Source organism: Streptomyces sp. NPDC057307 (assembly GCF_042667665.1).
Classification (GTDB): domain Bacteria; phylum Actinomycetota; class Actinomycetes; order Streptomycetales; family Streptomycetaceae; genus Streptomyces.
In genome coordinates, this window is record NZ_JBHUZM010000166.1 from 1 (window position 1) to 15,050 (window position 15,050).

At 71.0% G+C, this 15,050-nt stretch carries 12 protein-coding genes and 2 pseudogenes; 8 read left to right on the plus strand and 6 right to left on the minus strand.

Annotated elements, in window-relative coordinates; genetic code table 11:
• A partial coding sequence (locus tag ACFUN8_RS33110) for an IS630 family transposase (protein WP_383645895.1) occupies positions 1-451 on the plus strand: 451 nt, incomplete at its 5' end.
• Positions 452-533: 82 nt separating this feature from the next.
• Here ACFUN8_RS33110 and ACFUN8_RS33115 read toward each other — a convergent pair.
• Positions 534-1,364, minus strand: a complete 831-nt coding sequence (locus ACFUN8_RS33115; RefSeq protein ID WP_383645898.1) for a polysaccharide lyase family 7 protein — start codon at positions 1,362-1,364, stop codon at positions 534-536.
• A gap of 195 nt (positions 1,365-1,559) precedes the next feature.
• Positions 1,560-2,996: a VWA domain-containing protein gene (locus tag ACFUN8_RS33120; protein WP_383645901.1), complete on the minus strand. Its 1,437-nt coding sequence runs from the start codon at positions 2,994-2,996 to the stop codon at positions 1,560-1,562.
• A 329-nt stretch (positions 2,997-3,325) separates the two neighbouring features.
• Here ACFUN8_RS33120 and ACFUN8_RS33125 point away from each other — a divergent pair, with 329 nt between their 5' ends.
• Positions 3,326-5,392: a PhoX family protein gene (locus ACFUN8_RS33125; protein WP_383645904.1), complete on the plus strand. Its 2,067-nt coding sequence runs from the start codon at positions 3,326-3,328 to the stop codon at positions 5,390-5,392.
• A 60-nt stretch (positions 5,393-5,452) separates the two neighbouring features.
• Here ACFUN8_RS33125 and ACFUN8_RS33130 read toward each other — a convergent pair whose 3' ends face one another.
• Together ACFUN8_RS33130 and ACFUN8_RS33135 are read right to left on the minus strand one after the other, a co-directional pair.
• Entirely contained in the window at positions 5,453-6,811 is a 1,359-nt protein-coding gene (locus tag ACFUN8_RS33130; RefSeq protein WP_383645908.1) for a sensor histidine kinase, read from the minus strand.
• A gap of 92 nt (positions 6,812-6,903) precedes the next feature.
• The gene (locus ACFUN8_RS33135; protein WP_383645911.1) at positions 6,904-7,776 is read right to left on the minus strand and encodes an NAD(P)-dependent oxidoreductase; all 873 of its coding nucleotides are present in this window, start codon (positions 7,774-7,776) and stop codon (positions 6,904-6,906) included.
• Between the two features lie 414 nt (positions 7,777-8,190).
• Here ACFUN8_RS33135 and ACFUN8_RS33140 point away from each other — a divergent pair.
• From ACFUN8_RS33140 to ACFUN8_RS33155, 4 genes and pseudogenes are all read left to right on the plus strand, one after another.
• Positions 8,191-8,802 (plus strand): annotated as a pseudogene (locus ACFUN8_RS33140) (ATP-binding cassette domain-containing protein); the annotation flags it as partial.
• A 123-nt stretch (positions 8,803-8,925) separates the two neighbouring features.
• Positions 8,926-9,667: pseudogene (locus tag ACFUN8_RS33145) on the plus strand (ATP-binding cassette domain-containing protein); the annotation flags it as partial.
• 222 nt (positions 9,668-9,889) lie between these two features.
• Positions 9,890-10,288 (plus strand): RNA-binding S4 domain-containing protein, encoded by a 399-nt coding sequence (locus ACFUN8_RS33150; protein WP_359771252.1) that lies wholly within the window; start codon positions 9,890-9,892, stop codon positions 10,286-10,288.
• A gap of 298 nt (positions 10,289-10,586) precedes the next feature.
• A complete protein-coding gene (locus ACFUN8_RS33155) occupies positions 10,587-10,985 on the plus strand; it encodes an ATP-binding protein (RefSeq protein WP_383645915.1) in 399 nt (132 codons plus the stop codon).
• Positions 10,986-11,012: 27 nt separating this feature from the next.
• Here the strand turns inward: ACFUN8_RS33155 and ACFUN8_RS33160 are convergent, their stop codons facing one another.
• Positions 11,013-13,049 carry an FUSC family protein gene (locus tag ACFUN8_RS33160; protein WP_383645919.1) on the minus strand — a complete coding sequence of 679 codons (2,037 nt, stop codon included), beginning with the start codon at positions 13,047-13,049 and terminating at the stop codon, positions 11,013-11,015.
• A gap of 124 nt (positions 13,050-13,173) precedes the next feature.
• Here ACFUN8_RS33160 and ACFUN8_RS33165 point away from each other — a divergent pair, with 124 nt between their 5' ends.
• Positions 13,174-13,632 carry a hypothetical protein gene (locus tag ACFUN8_RS33165; protein WP_383645922.1) on the plus strand — a complete coding sequence of 153 codons (459 nt, stop codon included), beginning with the start codon at positions 13,174-13,176 and terminating at the stop codon, positions 13,630-13,632.
• Positions 13,633-14,112: an acyl-CoA thioesterase gene (locus tag ACFUN8_RS33170; protein ID WP_383645924.1), complete on the plus strand. Its 480-nt coding sequence runs from the start codon at positions 13,633-13,635 to the stop codon at positions 14,110-14,112. It abuts the gene before it with no gap.
• A gap of 106 nt (positions 14,113-14,218) precedes the next feature.
• On the opposite strand, the gene ACFUN8_RS33175 is transcribed toward ACFUN8_RS33170, so the two are convergent.
• Positions 14,219-14,857, minus strand: a complete 639-nt coding sequence (locus tag ACFUN8_RS33175; protein ID WP_383645927.1) for a hypothetical protein — start codon at positions 14,855-14,857, stop codon at positions 14,219-14,221.
• Between the last annotated feature and the right edge of the window lie 193 nt (positions 14,858-15,050).

Below are 15,050 nucleotides of genomic sequence, written 5' to 3' on the forward strand. Positions count from 1 at the left end.
CACTCTGTTCGCGGCCTTCGACGCGGCCAGTGGCAGGGTGATCGGCTCGCTCCACCGGCGTCACCGGGCGGAGGAGTTCAAGAAGTTCCTCACCAAACTCGACAAGCAGATTCCACGCGAGCTCAATGTCCACCTGGTCTGTGACAACTACGCGACCCACAAGACAGCGGCGGTCAAGAAGTGGCTGCTGGCCCATCCCAGGTTCCACATGCACTTCACGCCCACCAGCTCGTCCTGGCTGAACCTGGTCGAGCGATGGTTCGCGGAACTGACGAACAAGCGGATACGGCGAGGCGTCCACAAGTCGGTCCAGGCGTTGGAGAAGGACATCCGCACCTGGATCGACTCATGGAACGAAGACCCCAAGCCGTTCGTCTGGACGAAGACCGCGGACCAAATCCTCGAATCACTGGCCTCATACTGCCGACGAATTACCGACTCAGAACACTAGGGGCGCGGCCCGTACGACGGGCAGGGCGAGCTGACGAAGGCGCTCCCGTCCGCGATGGGGCAGGAGCGCCGTGCGGGACCCGTCAGCTGTGGGAGACCGTGAGGCCGTAGAAGCCGACCTTCGCGCCCTTCGTCGTGCTGTCGGACGACGACTGGTTGTACGAGCCCGCCTTGAAGTACTGCTTGTACTTGAAGAAGGACGACGGGATGTCGTAGTGCGTCGTGGAGCCGTTGACCGTGATGTCGAGCGTGTCGCCGCCCGAGACCGCGATCGTGTACGTCCACGTCTTGCCCACCGGCACGTTGCCGACCGGGTGCAGTGTCTGGCCGCCGTCGGGCGAGTTCTCCGTACCGACGACGATGTCGCCGTTCGAGCGGTAGTACAGCTCGACCAGCGGCTTGGTGGACGAGCCGCCGCTGCCGAGGTGGATCTGTCCGACGGCGACGTTCTTCGTGACCGACACGACGCGCAGGGTCGCACTGAGCTTGTGGCTGCCGCTCAGTGACCAGTCCGCGGCGCCGCCGCCGCGCTTCATCTCGCGGAGTTCGGAGCGGGCGTAGTTCGAGTTGGGCGTGGTGACGCCCTTCTCCGGTGCCCAGAACGTCATCGCGCCGTCGCGGGTGTCCGTGTAGAAGTACTGGTCCTGGAAGCCGTTCTTTCCCTGGAGCCGGTCGGACGAGATCGTGGTCGGCGAGCCGGGAGAGCCCACGGGCTCCTGGAGTTGCCACACGGCGAGGTCGAAGTTGCCGCCGGGGGCGACATTCGGATCCGCGAAGACGCCGTTGGTGGATGTGGTGGACTTGGTGTCGTCCTGGACGGAGGGCGCGGCCGGAGCGGCCGGTGCCGCGAGGGCCAGGGCGGCGGTCGCGGCGGTGGCGGTGGCCAGGGCGGTGAGAAGCGGACGCATGCGCATGGGGGGTGCCTTCCCGCAGTCACTCGGTCAGCCTGCATGTTCAGCATGCTGAACGATGTGTTCAGATATGAACATTGGCTGACGCTAAGGGCCTGGCGTGAGCGCGTCAATGTCGTGTCGGACCTCATTGCCAAACAATGAGACGCGCCCTCCGTGGTCCACCGGAGGGCGCGTCTCATGGAGTCTCAGTTGCGATCAAGCCTTACGGGCCGACCGCCAGGCCGGCAGCGCCGCGAGCAGCTTGCCGTAGACCTCCGCGTCCGGGAGGTCCTTCGGGGCCGGGCCCGCGTGGAAGAACGCCACGTTCGGCGCCTTCTCGTCCGCGCCCAGCTTGCGCGCGAAGTCGAAAGCCTTCGCCTCGTGCTCGCCGAACGCCACGATCTGCCAGAACAGCGGCAGCTTCGCGGCGTCCGCGAACGCCTTCTCCGCGACCTGCTTGGCCTCCGGCGCGCCGTCCGTCTGGAAGATCACCAGCGCCGGGCCCGGGCCGCCCGCCTTCTCGTGGAGGGCGACGACCTCCTCCACCGCGCGGTGGTAGTTCGTCCGGCCCATGCGGCCGAGTCCGGCGTGCAGTTCGTCCACCCGGTTCTCGTACGAGGAGAGGGACAGCTCCCCCGTACCGTCGATCTCGGTCGAGAAGAAGACGACCTGCACGGTCGCCTTCTCGTCCAACTGCGCCGAGAGCGCGAGCGCCTGCTCGCCGAGGCGCTGGGCGCTGCCGTCCTTGAAGTACGGGCGCATGGAACCCGAACGGTCGAGTACGAGGTAGACGGTCGCGCGCTCCCCGGTCAGCCCGAGGTCCTTGAGCGCGACGCCGGCCGCCTTGTACGCGTCGACCAGGCCGGGCGCGCGGGACTTGACCCGGGCGAGGGAGAACGCGGGCTTCCCGGCCGCCTCCGGCTCGGGGGCAACCACTGCCACCGGCTCGGGGGCGGGGGCGGGGGCGGGGGCGGGGGTCGGCTCCGGTACGACGGTGGGCTCGGCCTTCACCTCGGCCTTCACCTCGGCCTTCACCTCGGCCTTGACCTCGGCCTCGGCCACCGGTTCCGGTGCGACGACCGGCTCGGGCTCGGGGGTCGGCTCCGGTACGACGGCCTCGGCCACCGGCTCGGGCTCCGCCGCGACGACCGGCGCCGGCTCCGGTACGACGACCGCCTCCGGCTCCGGCGCCTTCACCGGCTCCGGCTCCGGCGTGGACTTCTCCTGTGCCTGTGCCTGTGCCTGCGGCTGCGCCTGTGCCTGCGCCGGGACCGTCGCCGTCTTCGGCTCCTCCCGCTTCGTCTGTGCCGGTACGCTCGGCTCTGGCGTCGACGTACGCGGGTTGTCGAACGCCGCGGCGACCAGGTCGTCGGCCTTCTCCGCCTCCGACCTCTCGGACCTCTCCGGCCTCTCCGGCCGGTCCGTCTTCGTCGTGGACTTCTCCGCCGTCACTTTCGAAGCGGCGGGTGACGGCTCCTTGGCCGGTGCGGGCACCGTGGCCGCGGCCGTCGTCGTGGTCGTCGTGGTGACTGGCGTCGTGGGCTCTGGCTGATGCGTGCGCTCGGTCTGGGCCGGTACCGTCGTGGCCGCCGACTCGTCACGCTCCGCACGCTCGCGACCAAACACCTTGCGCAGCAAGCTCCGAATGCCCATGGGCGAGGCCTTTCAGATGAGTTGGGTGCGGCATATATCCGCACTTGGAACAGGGGATCCGGGGGCATACCCCGACCGGAACTCAACATCCCTGGCCACGGCGGATACGTAAGGTTAGCGGCCACCCGGCGCCCGCTCCGGCAGGGGCGCCCCGGGACCTGGAATGTGGTGACCGGGTGGCCCCCTCCGGAGCCCGGTCGACTCACATTCATTCCACGTTCACCTTGAGGCCGCTGAACCGCGTGCCTACGCGCATAGCGTCGCCGCCGTACATATCCCGACACATTGTCGGCGCAGGGCGCGCCGAGCATGGCCCATCGGAGGGGAAAGTGCGCAAACTGCTGCCGCTGCTCAACTCGCACCCGGGCGGACGTTCCGCCATGACCTGCCGTTACCGCTGCGGTGACGCGTGTTTCCACGAGACGCCCAACACCAGTGACAACGAGTACGTCGGCGACGTCATAGCCGGTGCCCTCTCCCGCCGTTCGATCATGCGCGGCGCCGCCGTGGTGACCGTCGCCGCCGCCGCGGGTACGGCCATCGTCGCGGGCACCGGCAACACTCCCGCCTCCGCCACCCCTCTCGTCGGAGGCGACAAGAGCCACGGCAACGGCGGCAAGAAGCCCGACGGCGCGCGCGGACTGCGCTTCGCGCCCGTCGCGCCCAACACCGCCGACAAGGTGACCGTCCCCGACGGCTACACGCAGAACATCGTCGTCCGCTGGGGCGACCCGATCCTGCGCGGCGCCCCCGAGTTCAACCCGAACAAGCAGACCGCCAAGGCGCAGGCCGGCCAGTTCGGATACAACAACGACTTCCTGAGCCTGCTGCCGCTCAAGCGCGAGCGCGGCAAGCAGCTCCTCGTGGCCAACCACGAGTACACCGACGAAATCCTGATGTTCAAGGGTTACGACGCCAACAAGCCCACCCGTGAGCAGGTCGAGATCGCCTGGGCCGCGCATGGTCTGTCGGTCGTCGTGGTGGACGAGCAGCCGCGCAGCGGAAAGCTCACCGTCGTCCCGCGCCACGAGCTGAACCGCCGTATCACCGTCACGACCGAGTTCCGGCTCACCGGACCGGCCGCGGGCTCCGAGCTGCTGCGCACCTCGGTCGACCGTACGGGCAAGAAGGTCTACGGCACGCTCAACAACTGCGCCGGCGGCACCACCCCGTGGGGCACGATCCTGTCGGGCGAGGAGAACTTCAACCAGTACTTCGCCAACGGATCGAGCGCCACCGACAAGCGCTACGGCATCGGCACCGCCGCCACCGAGCGCAAGTGGGAGCAGTTCGACAAGCGCTTCGACCTGAAGCAGGAGCCCAACGAGGCGCACCGCTTCGGCTGGGTCGTCGAGCTGGACCCGTACGACCCCGACTTCACGCCGCGCAAGCGCACCGCGCTCGGCCGCTTCAAGCACGAGGCCGCGCAGCCGCGCCTCACGGCCGACGGCCGGGCCGTCGTCTACATGGGCGACGACGAGAAGTTCGACTACTTCTACAAGTTCGTGTCGTCCAAGGCGATGAAGAAGGGCGACAGCCGCGCCGCCCACCAGCACAACCTCACGCTGCTGGACGAGGGCACGCTGTACGTCGCGAAGCTGACCGGCGACAGCCCGGTCGAGGACGTCGACGGCAGCGGCAAGCTGCCCAAGGACGGCGAGTTCGACGGCTCCGGCGTGTGGATCCCGCTCGCCACCGGCGACGTCTCGCACGTGCCCGGCATGACCGCCGACGAGGTGTACGTGTTCACGCGCCTCGCCGGTGACAAGGTCGGCGCCACGAAGATGGACCGCCCCGAGGACGTCGAGCCCTCGCCGCGCACCGGCCGTGTGTACGTCGCGCTGACGAACAACACCGACCGCGGCGCCGCGGGCAAGGCCCCGGCGGACGAGGCCAACCCGCGCAAGGCCAACAAGCACGGCCAGATCCTGGAGCTGGCGGAGAACTGGGACGACCCGGCGGGCGACGGCTTCGCCTGGCGGCTGTTCCTGGTCGCGGGCGACCCGAAGGACCCGGCGACCTACTTCGCGGGCTTCCCGAAGGACAAGGTCAGCCAGATCTCCTGCCCGGACAACGTGGCCTTCGACTCGCACGGCAATCTGTGGATCTCCACGGACGGCGCCCAACTCGGCTCGCACGACGGCCTGTTCGGTGTGGCGACGCAGGGGGAGCGGCGTGGTGAGCTGAAGCAGTTCCTCACCGTCCCGAACGGCGCGGAGACCTGCGGCCCGATCGTCCAGGACCGGCGCGTCCTGGTCGCCGTGCAGCACCCGGGCGAGATCGACGGCGCGACGGTCGACAACCCGCTCAGCGCGTGGCCCGACGGGCGCGGCAAGATGGTCCGCCCGGCGGTCGTGGCGGTCTGGCGCAAGGACGGCGGCGACATCGGCGTCTGAGGCGTCCGAAGTCGAAGTGCTGATCGCCGGACGGGCTGCTCCCAGCCCGTCCGGCGATTGTCATCTGCCCGGCGGTGAGTGCCACGGCAGCCGCGCGCTCAACGTGAACGTGCCGTCCACCGAGCCGTGCCGCAGCGTGCCGCCGTCGAGTTCGACGCGCTCGTGCAGGCCGGTGAGGCCCGCGCCCGCGCCGGGGATCGCCGACGCGGTCACGCCGACGGGCAGCGGATTGCTGACCTCGACCGTCACGTCGGTACGGGGGGAGCCCGCGTACACCCTGACCGTGACACGCGAACCGGGCGCGTGCTTACGGGCGTTGGTCAGGCCCTCCTGGACCACGCGGTAGGCCGTGCGCTGGAGCTGCGGGCGGGGCGGTTCGGAGTCGACCTCGGCGCCGTAGTCCACCGACTGGCCCGCCGCCCGCGCCTCGTCCACGAGGCCCTTCAGGTCGGCCATCCTCGGTTGCGGCGGGGCGGTTTCACCGCTGTCCGTGTCGGTGCGGAGCACGTACAGGACGTCGCGCAGTTCGTTCAGCGCCTGGTGCGCGTTGTCGCGGATGACCTGCGCGCTCTCGGCGATCTCGGTGCCGCTCAGCTGTACGCCGGACCCGGCTTCCGCCCGCCGTGTGCGGTACGCGAGCGCCCCGGCGTGCACGGAGAGCAGCGAGATGCGGTGTGCGAGGACGTCGTGCATCTCGCGTGCGATGGCGGTGCGTTCGGCGCGCCGGGACTCGGCGAGGCGGCGCGCGTGCTCCGTACGCTCCCGGTCGGCGTCCTCGCGCAGCTTCAGCACGAGCAGCCGGCGGGCCCGGAGCGCGCTGCCCCAGGCGAAGAAGACCAGGTAGTAGGCGAGGACGAAGACCGCGGCCGCCCAGCCGCCCTCGTACGGGACCGAGTAGATCAGTACGTACGGCGAGACGGCCGCGATCATCGCGCACAGCACCGGCAGCGAGCGCTGCCACGGGACGCGCAGCGCGAGGTTGAGGATGATCACCACGCCGGCGCCGGAGCCGGTGTTGGTCAGGGCGCCGACGGGCACCATGATCAGCCCCAGGAGGAGCGGGAAACGGCGCCGCCACCAGAGGGCGATGCAGGCGACCGCGCCGAGCGGCGCGTCCAACGCGACGATCCAGTCCGGGAGATAGTCGTACGTGGAGAGCCGGGTGGCCATCAGCGCCCACACGGCCACGGCCCACGCGAAGGCGAGAGCGTCGACGGTCCAGTCACGGGCGGTGCGGCGGACGGCGGCGCCGAGGTGTCCGTCGCCGCCCGCGCCTCGGAAGGCCAGCGCGCCGGGGAGTATCGACCTCGGTACGGAGTCGTGCTTGTCGTCGGCGCTGGTGCCGGCGCCGGTGTCGTCGCCTTCGGAGCCTTCGGAATCTTCGGCCGCTTCGCCGTCTGGATGGCCGGGGTCGGTCATGGTCCGAGCCTAAGCGGGCGCCGTCGGACGACGAAACGCCCCGCACGGGCGGCCGGAGCCGGTGCGGGGCGGCCGTCGGACGGACCGGCGGGTCAAGCGGCCGGTGCGCGGAAGCTCTCGATCAGGCTGGTGAAACTGTCGTCGGCGTGCCCGGCCGCGATACCCCGCTCGAAGATCGCCAGCACCGCTTCGGGCAGCGAGGCGTCGACCCCGGCGTCCTTGGACGTGTGCACGACGTGGTCGACGCTCGCGACGCCCATGGCGAGCCGGTCGACATCGCCCGGGTGCTCGCCCGCGTCGATGCGCGGGGCGTAGAAGCTGAAGAAGTCCGGCATCGTACGGGCCGTCTCGGAGACGTACGGCAGCAGTTCCGCCGCCTTGATCCCATGTGCCTCGGCCACTGCGAGGGAGTGCAGGAAAGCAAGCGAGGTCGTCCAGAAGACACCCATCTGGAGCTGGTAGTACAGCGCGGCCAGGCCCGGGTCCTCGCCCCGGTAGTCGGTCGATGTGAGGACTTCGAGGACCTCCCGGCTGTCCTCGAACACCTCCTTCGGGCCGCTGTAGAAGGTGACGGAATCCTGGCTCCCGATGCCGGCGGGCGGTGACGACACACCGCCCGTGAGATACCGCGCGCCGTGGCCGGCCGCCCAAGTGGCCGCCGCGCGCGCCTTGTCGGGGGTGTCCGAGCTGAGGTTGACCAGAGTCCGTCCCGGCAGCGCGTCGGTGGCGGACCCGAGGGCGGCGTACATCGCGTCGAGGTCGGTCAGGCTCAGGACCACGAACTCGCCGGCGGACAGCGCCTCGGCGGGGGTGGTGGCCAGGGTGGCGCCCCTGGCCACCAGGCCGTCGGCCCTGCTCCTGGTCCGGTTCCACACGGTCACGTCGTGGCCGCCGTCGAGGAACGTGCCGGCCATCGCGCGTCCCATCGGACCCAGGCCGACGACGGTGATCGACTGCTTCCGCATCACAACTCCTTCTGTCTGTCTCTACGGTGCTTCAGGCTCTACGGTGCTTCAGGTCTCTAAAACGATCGTTCTATCCAGCGATGAGGCTAGCAGCTCACTAGAACGACCGCTCTATTTAGTGAGAGTCGGAAACGCGTTGCCTTCCACCGACCGCCTCGCCTATCGTTGGCGGCGTCCTTGTTGTCTCCGATAGAGGTGGACGTTGCGCATCTGAGGTTCGCGATCATCACGCGGTACGGCTCCAGGCTCCTGCCTGTGCCTGTACGCCCGCGTGGATGCGACCTCGATGCATCTGCCGTCCCGGGCCCTCTCACCTCTCGGACAGCCGCATCCCGTTTCCCGGCTCAGGCCCGGTCGCCGCGTGGTCTTCGCATACGACGCCCCCATCCCACCGCGCCAGCGAGGACCACCACCATGTCCACCGCCCCGCCCCCCAGCGCCTCCCTGACCTGCTCCGCGCTCTCCTTCCAGTGGCCGGACGGCACCCCCGTCCTCGACGGGCTCTCCCTCGGCGTCGGCCGGGGCCGCAACGGTCTCGTCGGAGCCAACGGCACCGGCAAGAGCACACTCCTGCGGCTGATGGCGGGCGAACTGCGCCCCTCGGCCGGCTCGGTCTCCGTCGGCGGCAGCCTCGCCTACCTGCCGCAGAACATCACCCTCGACACCGCCCTCCGCGTCGACCAGGCACTCGGCATCGCCGAACGACGGGCGGCGGTGCGCGCCATCGAGAGCGGAGACGTACGCGAAGAACACTTCGAGACGGTCGGCGAGGACTGGGACGTCGAGGAACGCGCCGTCGCCACACTCGGCTCCCTCGGGCTCGGCGCGATCGACCTGGACCGCACCGTCGGCGAGATCTCCGGCGGCGAGACGATCCTGCTGCGCCTGGCCGCGCTGCTCCTGGAGCGTCCCGACGTCCTCCTGCTGGACGAGCCGACGAACAACCTCGACCTGGCGGCCCGCGCCAGACTCTACGAAGCCGTCGACTCCTGGCGCTCCGGCGTGCTGGTCGTGGTGAGCCACGACCGTGAACTGCTGGAGCGCGTCGACCGGATCGCCGAGCTGCGCGCCGGCTCGGTGAGCTGGTACGGGGGCGGCTTCTCCGCGTACGAGGAGGCGCTGGCCATCGAGCAGGAGGCGGCCGGCCGCATGCTGCGCACCGCCGAGGCGGACGTACGGCGCCAGAAGCGGGAGCTGGAGGAGACGCAGATCAAGAACGCCCGTCGGCAGCGCCAGGACAAAAAGCTCAACGCGCAGCGCAAGGCATCCCGGATCGTCGCGGGCGGACTGAAACGTGCCGCGCAGGAGTCGGCGGGCAAGTCGCGGGTCCTGCAGGAGGAGCGGCTGAGCGACGCGCGCGAGCGGCGCGAGGAGGCGGCGGACGCGATCCGCGACGACGCCGAGATCCGGGTGAGCCTGCCCCGTACCGCCGTACCCGCGGGCCGTACGGTCCTGACCCTGCACGAGGTACGGCCCCGCCACGGGCGGCTGCGGGAAGGGACCCTCGACGTACGTGGTCCCGAACGGATCGCCCTCGTCGGACGCAACGGCTCCGGCAAGACGACCCTGCTGCGCACGCTCACCGGGGAACTCGCGCCGCTGTCGGGGGAGGCGAAGACCTTCGTGCCGTCGCGGTTCCTGCCGCAGCGGCTCGACGTGCTCGACCCGGAGCTGAGCGTCGCGGCGAACGTCGCGCGCCTGGCACCCGGCACCACGGACAACCACATCCGCTCGCAGCTCGCGCGCTTCCTCTTCAAGGGCGCGCGGGCGGAGCAGCTCGCCGGCACGCTGTCGGGCGGCGAACGCTTCCGCGCGGCGCTGGCCGCGATGATGCTCGCCGCGCCGGCCCCGCAACTGCTGATGCTCGACGAGCCGACGAACAGTCTCGACATCGCGAGCGTGCGGCAGTTGACGGGCGCGCTGGAGTCGTACGAGGGCGCGCTGCTGATCGCGAGCCACGATCTGCCGTTCCTCGAATCGGTGGGGATCACGCGCTGGCTGGTGGTCGGGGAGGAGCTGCGGGAGACCTCGGCGGAGGAGGTGCGGGACGCGCTTTCGGATACGGCGACCGACTCCTCGGCGCCCGAGGAGGACACGCTCTAAGCTCGACGGCATGGCTGCTGCTGAAGCTCATGCCGGGACCGGGGACCAGGGGACCGTACGCGCCGACGTCTGGATCTGGTCGGTGCGGCTGACCAAGACCCGCTCCCAGGCGGCGTCCGCGTGCCGCGCCGGCCACGTCCGCGTCAACGGGGAGCGGGTGAAGCCCGCGTACGCGATCAAGCCGGGCGACGAGATCCGGCTCCGGCACGCGGAGCGCGAGCGGGTCGTCGTGCTGACACGGGTCGTACGGAAACGGGTGGGCGCCCCGGTGGCGGTCCAGTGCTACGTGGACAACAGCCCGCCGCCCCCGCCGCGCGAGTTCGCGGGCCCGGTGGCGGTACGGGAGCGCGGCGCGGGCCGCCCGACGAAGCGCGAGCGGCGGGTGCTGGACGAACTCCAGGGCCACTAGGGCCTGTCTTCAAAGTAGCGCCGTCCGCCCGTAGGGCGGGGCCTGCGGCGGCTGGTGCGGTGCATCGCAAGGCGGAGGATCGGCCTCGTACTGGGCGTACTTGGTCGACTCCGACAACGCGGCGAGGTGCCGTGCCAGGCGTCGCAGGCCAGGCGGGACTTTGAAGACAGGCCCTAGGCCGTGTCGGGCTGTCCGGGCCAGGAGCCGTTCCGTCCGAGAGACGAGTGAAGGGTAGCCGCACACAGTCACCTTCCGTGCGCGGACAGTAAAAGTCCCTGTCGTGGGGAAGGTCATCTTCATGAACCACGACTGTGACCAGCACATGAGGCTTCGGCTCCCCCGTCATCCCCGCAGCGTCGGCCGTGCGCGGGAGGCCCTGCGGGGGCTCATGGGTCTGCCGGGGGAGCTGGGCGACACGGCCGCGTTGCTGCTGTCGGAGTTGGTCACCAACGCGCTGCGGCACGGGTCGCCACCGGGGCGGGAGATCGCGGTCACCGTACAGAGGTCCGACGGGCTGCTGCGGATGGAGGTCGAGGACGCGGGGGACTCGCTGCCCCGGCCGCGTACGCCCGACCCCATCGACGAGTGCGGGCGCGGGCTGGCCCTGGTCGCCGCACTCGCGGACGACTGGGGGGTGGCGCCGAGGCAGGGGCCGGGGAAGCGGGTCTGGGTGACGCTGAAGGCACCGGACTACTGAGCGGCCACGTGCCTCGCCGGTGCCCGGTCACCGGCGGGGCGACGTGATCGCCTGCGCCGACCGGAGCTCCTGCCGCAGCGGCGCGAGCACCCCCTTCTCGTCGTCGGCCGCCGACCACCCCTTGCGTACGTCCACCAGGACGACACTGGAGCGCACCCGCGCCGCCAGCTCCCGCAACTGCCTCTCCGCGTCCGCGATCTCGGCCGCGCCGGGCGGCGGCGCCCCGTGGTTGACGCGTACCCGCGCCGCCGTCGTCGCGTCGATGATCCGCTCCAGCGCGACGACCAGCGGCCACCAGGCGGCGGCGCGCGTGCCGGTGGGGGGTGGTTCGGTGAGCGCGCGCTGGAACTCGGTGCGTACGACGGACAGGTCGCGGTAGATCACGCGCCGCCGCCGCACGCGCTCGGCCTGGTTCGCCGCCGCCTCCGTCTCTGTCTCCGTCTCTGTTTTCGCCCCCGCCCCCGCATCCTCCTCGGCCGCCGGAAGACCGGTGGTCGGGCCGAAGGCGTACGCCAGGTAGTCCGCCGTGTCCTCGACGGCGTCCGCCAGCCGGTCGCCGATCCGGGTGTGCCAGCTCTCCGGCCAGAGCAGATAGCCCGCGATCAGCGCGATCGCGCAGCCGATGAGACTGTCCACGAGACGCGGCACGACCAGCGCGAACCCCTCGTGGTTGAGCACGTCCGAGAGCAACAGGATCACGGGTGTGATGGCCGCCGTCTGGAAGCCGTAACTCTTCGCGGAGAGCGCCGGGATGAACGCGGCGAGCACCAGCATCACCGGCACGTCCCACCAGCCGCGCGGTACGTGCGACAGCACGGCCGCCGCGACGACGAGACCGGCCGCCGTACCGAGCGCGCGCAGGACGGCGCGCGAGAAGACGGAGCCGAAGTCCGGTTTGAGGACGAAGGTGACGGTGAGGGCGACCCAGTACGAGCGCGGTACGTCGATCAGCGACACCAGGGACTGCGCGAGACCGATGCAGAGCGCGAGGCGCAGCCCGTAGCGCCAGGACGACTCGCTGAACAGCACGTCGCGCCCGGCGCGCCGGATCCGGACGCCGAGCGCGGCGGGGCGGCCGAGGCGGTCGTCGACGTTGTACGGGTCGGGGTCGGCCTTGTGCACGACGGACGCGGCGTGCCGCAGCGCGACGTCGACGGCGCGTTCGGAGGGGGTTTCGGGCGCCGGCAGGTCGAGGTCGGCGCCGCCGAGCCTGCTCTCGTCGATCGCCTGCGCCAACTCCCGTACGGCGGCCGGGATCTCGTCCGGCAGCGGGTGGCGCCGCAGCTGCGCGGCGGGCGCGGCCTCGACCAGCGGGATGAGCACGTTGAGCTGCGAGAGCAGCCGTACGAGGGGGCCGCGCCTGCCGTGGTCGCGGGCGCGCCGGGCGAGGACGAGGTCGTACGCCTGGTTCAGCGCCTCGGTGACGGCCTGCCGCTTCGTGTCGTAGTCGCCGTCCTCGCGGGCCGCGGATTCCAGCAGGTCGGCGCAGGCGCGGTAGGCGTCGGCGACGGCGGTCCGTTCGGCGATCCGGCCGCGGAAGGGCCAGCCGAGCAGGGACAGCACGAGCACGAAGAGGCCGCCGCAGGCGAGCAGCAGCGGGGCCACCCACCAGGGGTGGGGCATCGGGAGACCGGCGCCGACGACGGCGTTGAGGAGCAGGAGCAGCCCGGAGACGGAGGCCACCGCGCCGATCGAGGAGATCATCCCGGACACGAGCGCGACGAGGGTCAGCGCGACGACGGCGAGCCAGCCCCGGTCGAAGACGAGGGTGCCGAGGGTGACGCCGAGCGCGCCGAGGAGCTGGGGGATCGCGATGTTCAGTATCCGCAGCCGGTAGGCGTCGGCGGTGTCGCTGATCACGCCGGACAGGGCGCCCATGGCGGCGAGGGCGCCGTAGGTGGGCCGGTCGTAGGCGAGCCCCACGGCGAGCGGGGTGGTCAGCGCGACGGCGGCGCGGACGACGGCGGCCCGGGGGATGGGGGCGGCCTTCGGGCGCAGGCCGCTGAGCAGCCACTCGGGGGGCGCGAGCCGGGCCGTCGGACGGGCGGGGCGGGGAGGGATCACGGTGGCCACAGTGACGTATGGGGGGTGGGGCTGTCAGCCCTGGGGCCTCAGGGCCTGTCCGAGTTGCCGGGGGGCGTCGGCGGGTGTGCCCTGGAAGAGGGGCGAGCGGGAGGAGTTCTCTGCCATGGCCACACAGGCACCGACGTCCAGGCCCACCACCGGACCGCGGCACGCGCGCCCGTCGCGCTTCCAGGGCTTCTTCGGGTCCTCCGGGTCCTCCGGGCGTACGAAGCCCCCGATCCCCCTCCGCGCCATCGCGGTGCCGGTCACGCTGGGCATCCTCTACGGCATCTGGGCGCCGTTCATCCAACGCCACGGCGGCCCGCTCAACGCCCTGCAGATCGCCCTCGGCCTGATCTCCGGGCTGGCGCTGGCCGGGCTCGTCTTCGTACTGATGCGGCTTCCCACGACGATCGAGCCCGAACTGCGGGCCGCGGCCTTCGGCGTGGTGGCGGGCATGTCCGTGGGATTCCTGCACAGCCTCACGTACGCGAGCGTGCTGCGGTCCTCCGGCATCGGGCTGGCGGTGGGCGGGGCGACGGCGATCGCGGTGTTCTACTACTTCCACACGCGGGAAGCCTGAGTGGCGGGGGCCGCGGGGGAGCCGGTGACGGAGTGGGTGGCCGAGCCGTACGGATTCCTGATCCCGGTGGCGGTCCACTTCGACGAGCTGGACTCCTTCCGGATGCTCTACAACAGCCGGTACGGCGTGCTGGTCGAACGTGCCTGGATCGCGTACTGGCAGCAGCGGGGACTGGCCTACACGACGGACTGGACCCCGCTCCCGGACTCCTTCAACGTCGTCAAGGAATTCCGGATCACCTTCGAGGCGCCGATCGACCACCCCGGCGAGTACGGCGTCCGCATCTGGATCGAACGGATCGGCCGTACGTCGCTCACGTACGGCTTCCGCGTCTGCTCGGCGGACGGCGGGCCGACGACGTACGCGTACGGCATGCGCACGCTGATCCACGTGGACCCGGAGACGCGGCGTCCCACGGAGTGGAGCGAGGAGGCCCGGAAACTGGCGGCCGAACTGCTCCGCCCGGCCCCGGCGGTCTGACGGCGGTCTGACGGCGGCCGGCGGCGGCGTGCGCCGGGCCCTGGGTCGGGACCCGAACGGCGAGCGTCGGCGGTCGATCGGAACGAGCCGGGCTCGGGTGTGACGGTCAGCCCGCCGCACCGTCCAGGAGCCAGTGGTAACGCAGCCGCAGCGCCCGCTCCGTCGCTGCGGTCGCCGAGCCCAGCACGACCGCGGCGTTGAGCCACACCGGCAGGTCGAAGGGTGAGTTGAACGTCCCGAGGGTCGGCGGAAGGGCCTTCTCGACGAGTTGCGGGACGAGGATCGCCAGCGAGACGAGGAGCATGACCACTGAGAGGGAGCCGATCACGCGGCTCAGCGCCGGATGCGCGCGGTCGAGGTACGCGCGGCGGCCCTCGGCGGAGTCGCGGTCCGGGACCAGTTGGTGCTCGGTGCCCTCGGTGGTGACGTAATGACAGCGCTTGAGCCCGAAGGCGCTCATCCTCACCTCCACCCTGCCGCCTTCGACGGGAAAGCGGGCGGGCAGCTTGGACCGGGCGTGATGGCGGCCGTCGAGATACAGATCGGCCCGCAGCTCGCCCGTCTCCTTGTCCCCCCAGCGGCGGACGTCGACGGCGTACACGGTCCGCCGACCGTCCAGGCCCGTCAGCCGGAGGTAGAAAAGCACCCGGCCGACCAACTGCCACCAGCGGAAAGGCTTCAGCGGTCGGCCATCCCCGGGTTTGACCCGCCTCGCGGCCCGACGCTGGTTCCACTCCTTGAGCATGCGTCCCCTCCTCCACTCTTCCGGCGCGGTGAGTTCAAGTGTTCTTCCGCGGCCGTCGCACGGGCGGTGACATTCGTCATCGATTCGCCATGCGTTCTCGCCGCACCTCGGCGGCCGCACCGCGGAGCCGCCTCGGTCCGGAGAGCTGGCCACCCCGGTCCGTCCTCGCGCGCCCGCCAGATCTGATCTGGCG

Coding starts and splice junctions, on each gene's coding strand:
- ACFUN8_RS33135 (WP_383645911.1), bottom strand. CDS start 7,776: ATGCGGAAGCAGTCGATCACCGTCGTCGGCCTGGGTCCGATGGGACGC.
- ACFUN8_RS33175 (WP_383645927.1), bottom strand. CDS start 14,857: ATGCTCAAGGAGTGGAACCAGCGTCGGGCCGCGAGGCGGGTCAAACCC.
- ACFUN8_RS33120 (WP_383645901.1), bottom strand. CDS start 2,996: ATGGGCATTCGGAGCTTGCTGCGCAAGGTGTTTGGTCGCGAGCGTGCG.
- ACFUN8_RS33165 (WP_383645922.1), top strand. CDS start 13,174: ATGGCCACACAGGCACCGACGTCCAGGCCCACCACCGGACCGCGGCAC.
- ACFUN8_RS33115 (WP_383645898.1), bottom strand. CDS start 1,364: ATGCGCATGCGTCCGCTTCTCACCGCCCTGGCCACCGCCACCGCCGCG.
- ACFUN8_RS33130 (WP_383645908.1), bottom strand. CDS start 6,811: ATGACCGACCCCGGCCATCCAGACGGCGAAGCGGCCGAAGATTCCGAA.
- ACFUN8_RS33150 (WP_359771252.1), top strand. CDS start 9,890: ATGGCTGCTGCTGAAGCTCATGCCGGGACCGGGGACCAGGGGACCGTA.
- ACFUN8_RS33155 (WP_383645915.1), top strand. CDS start 10,587: ATGAACCACGACTGTGACCAGCACATGAGGCTTCGGCTCCCCCGTCAT.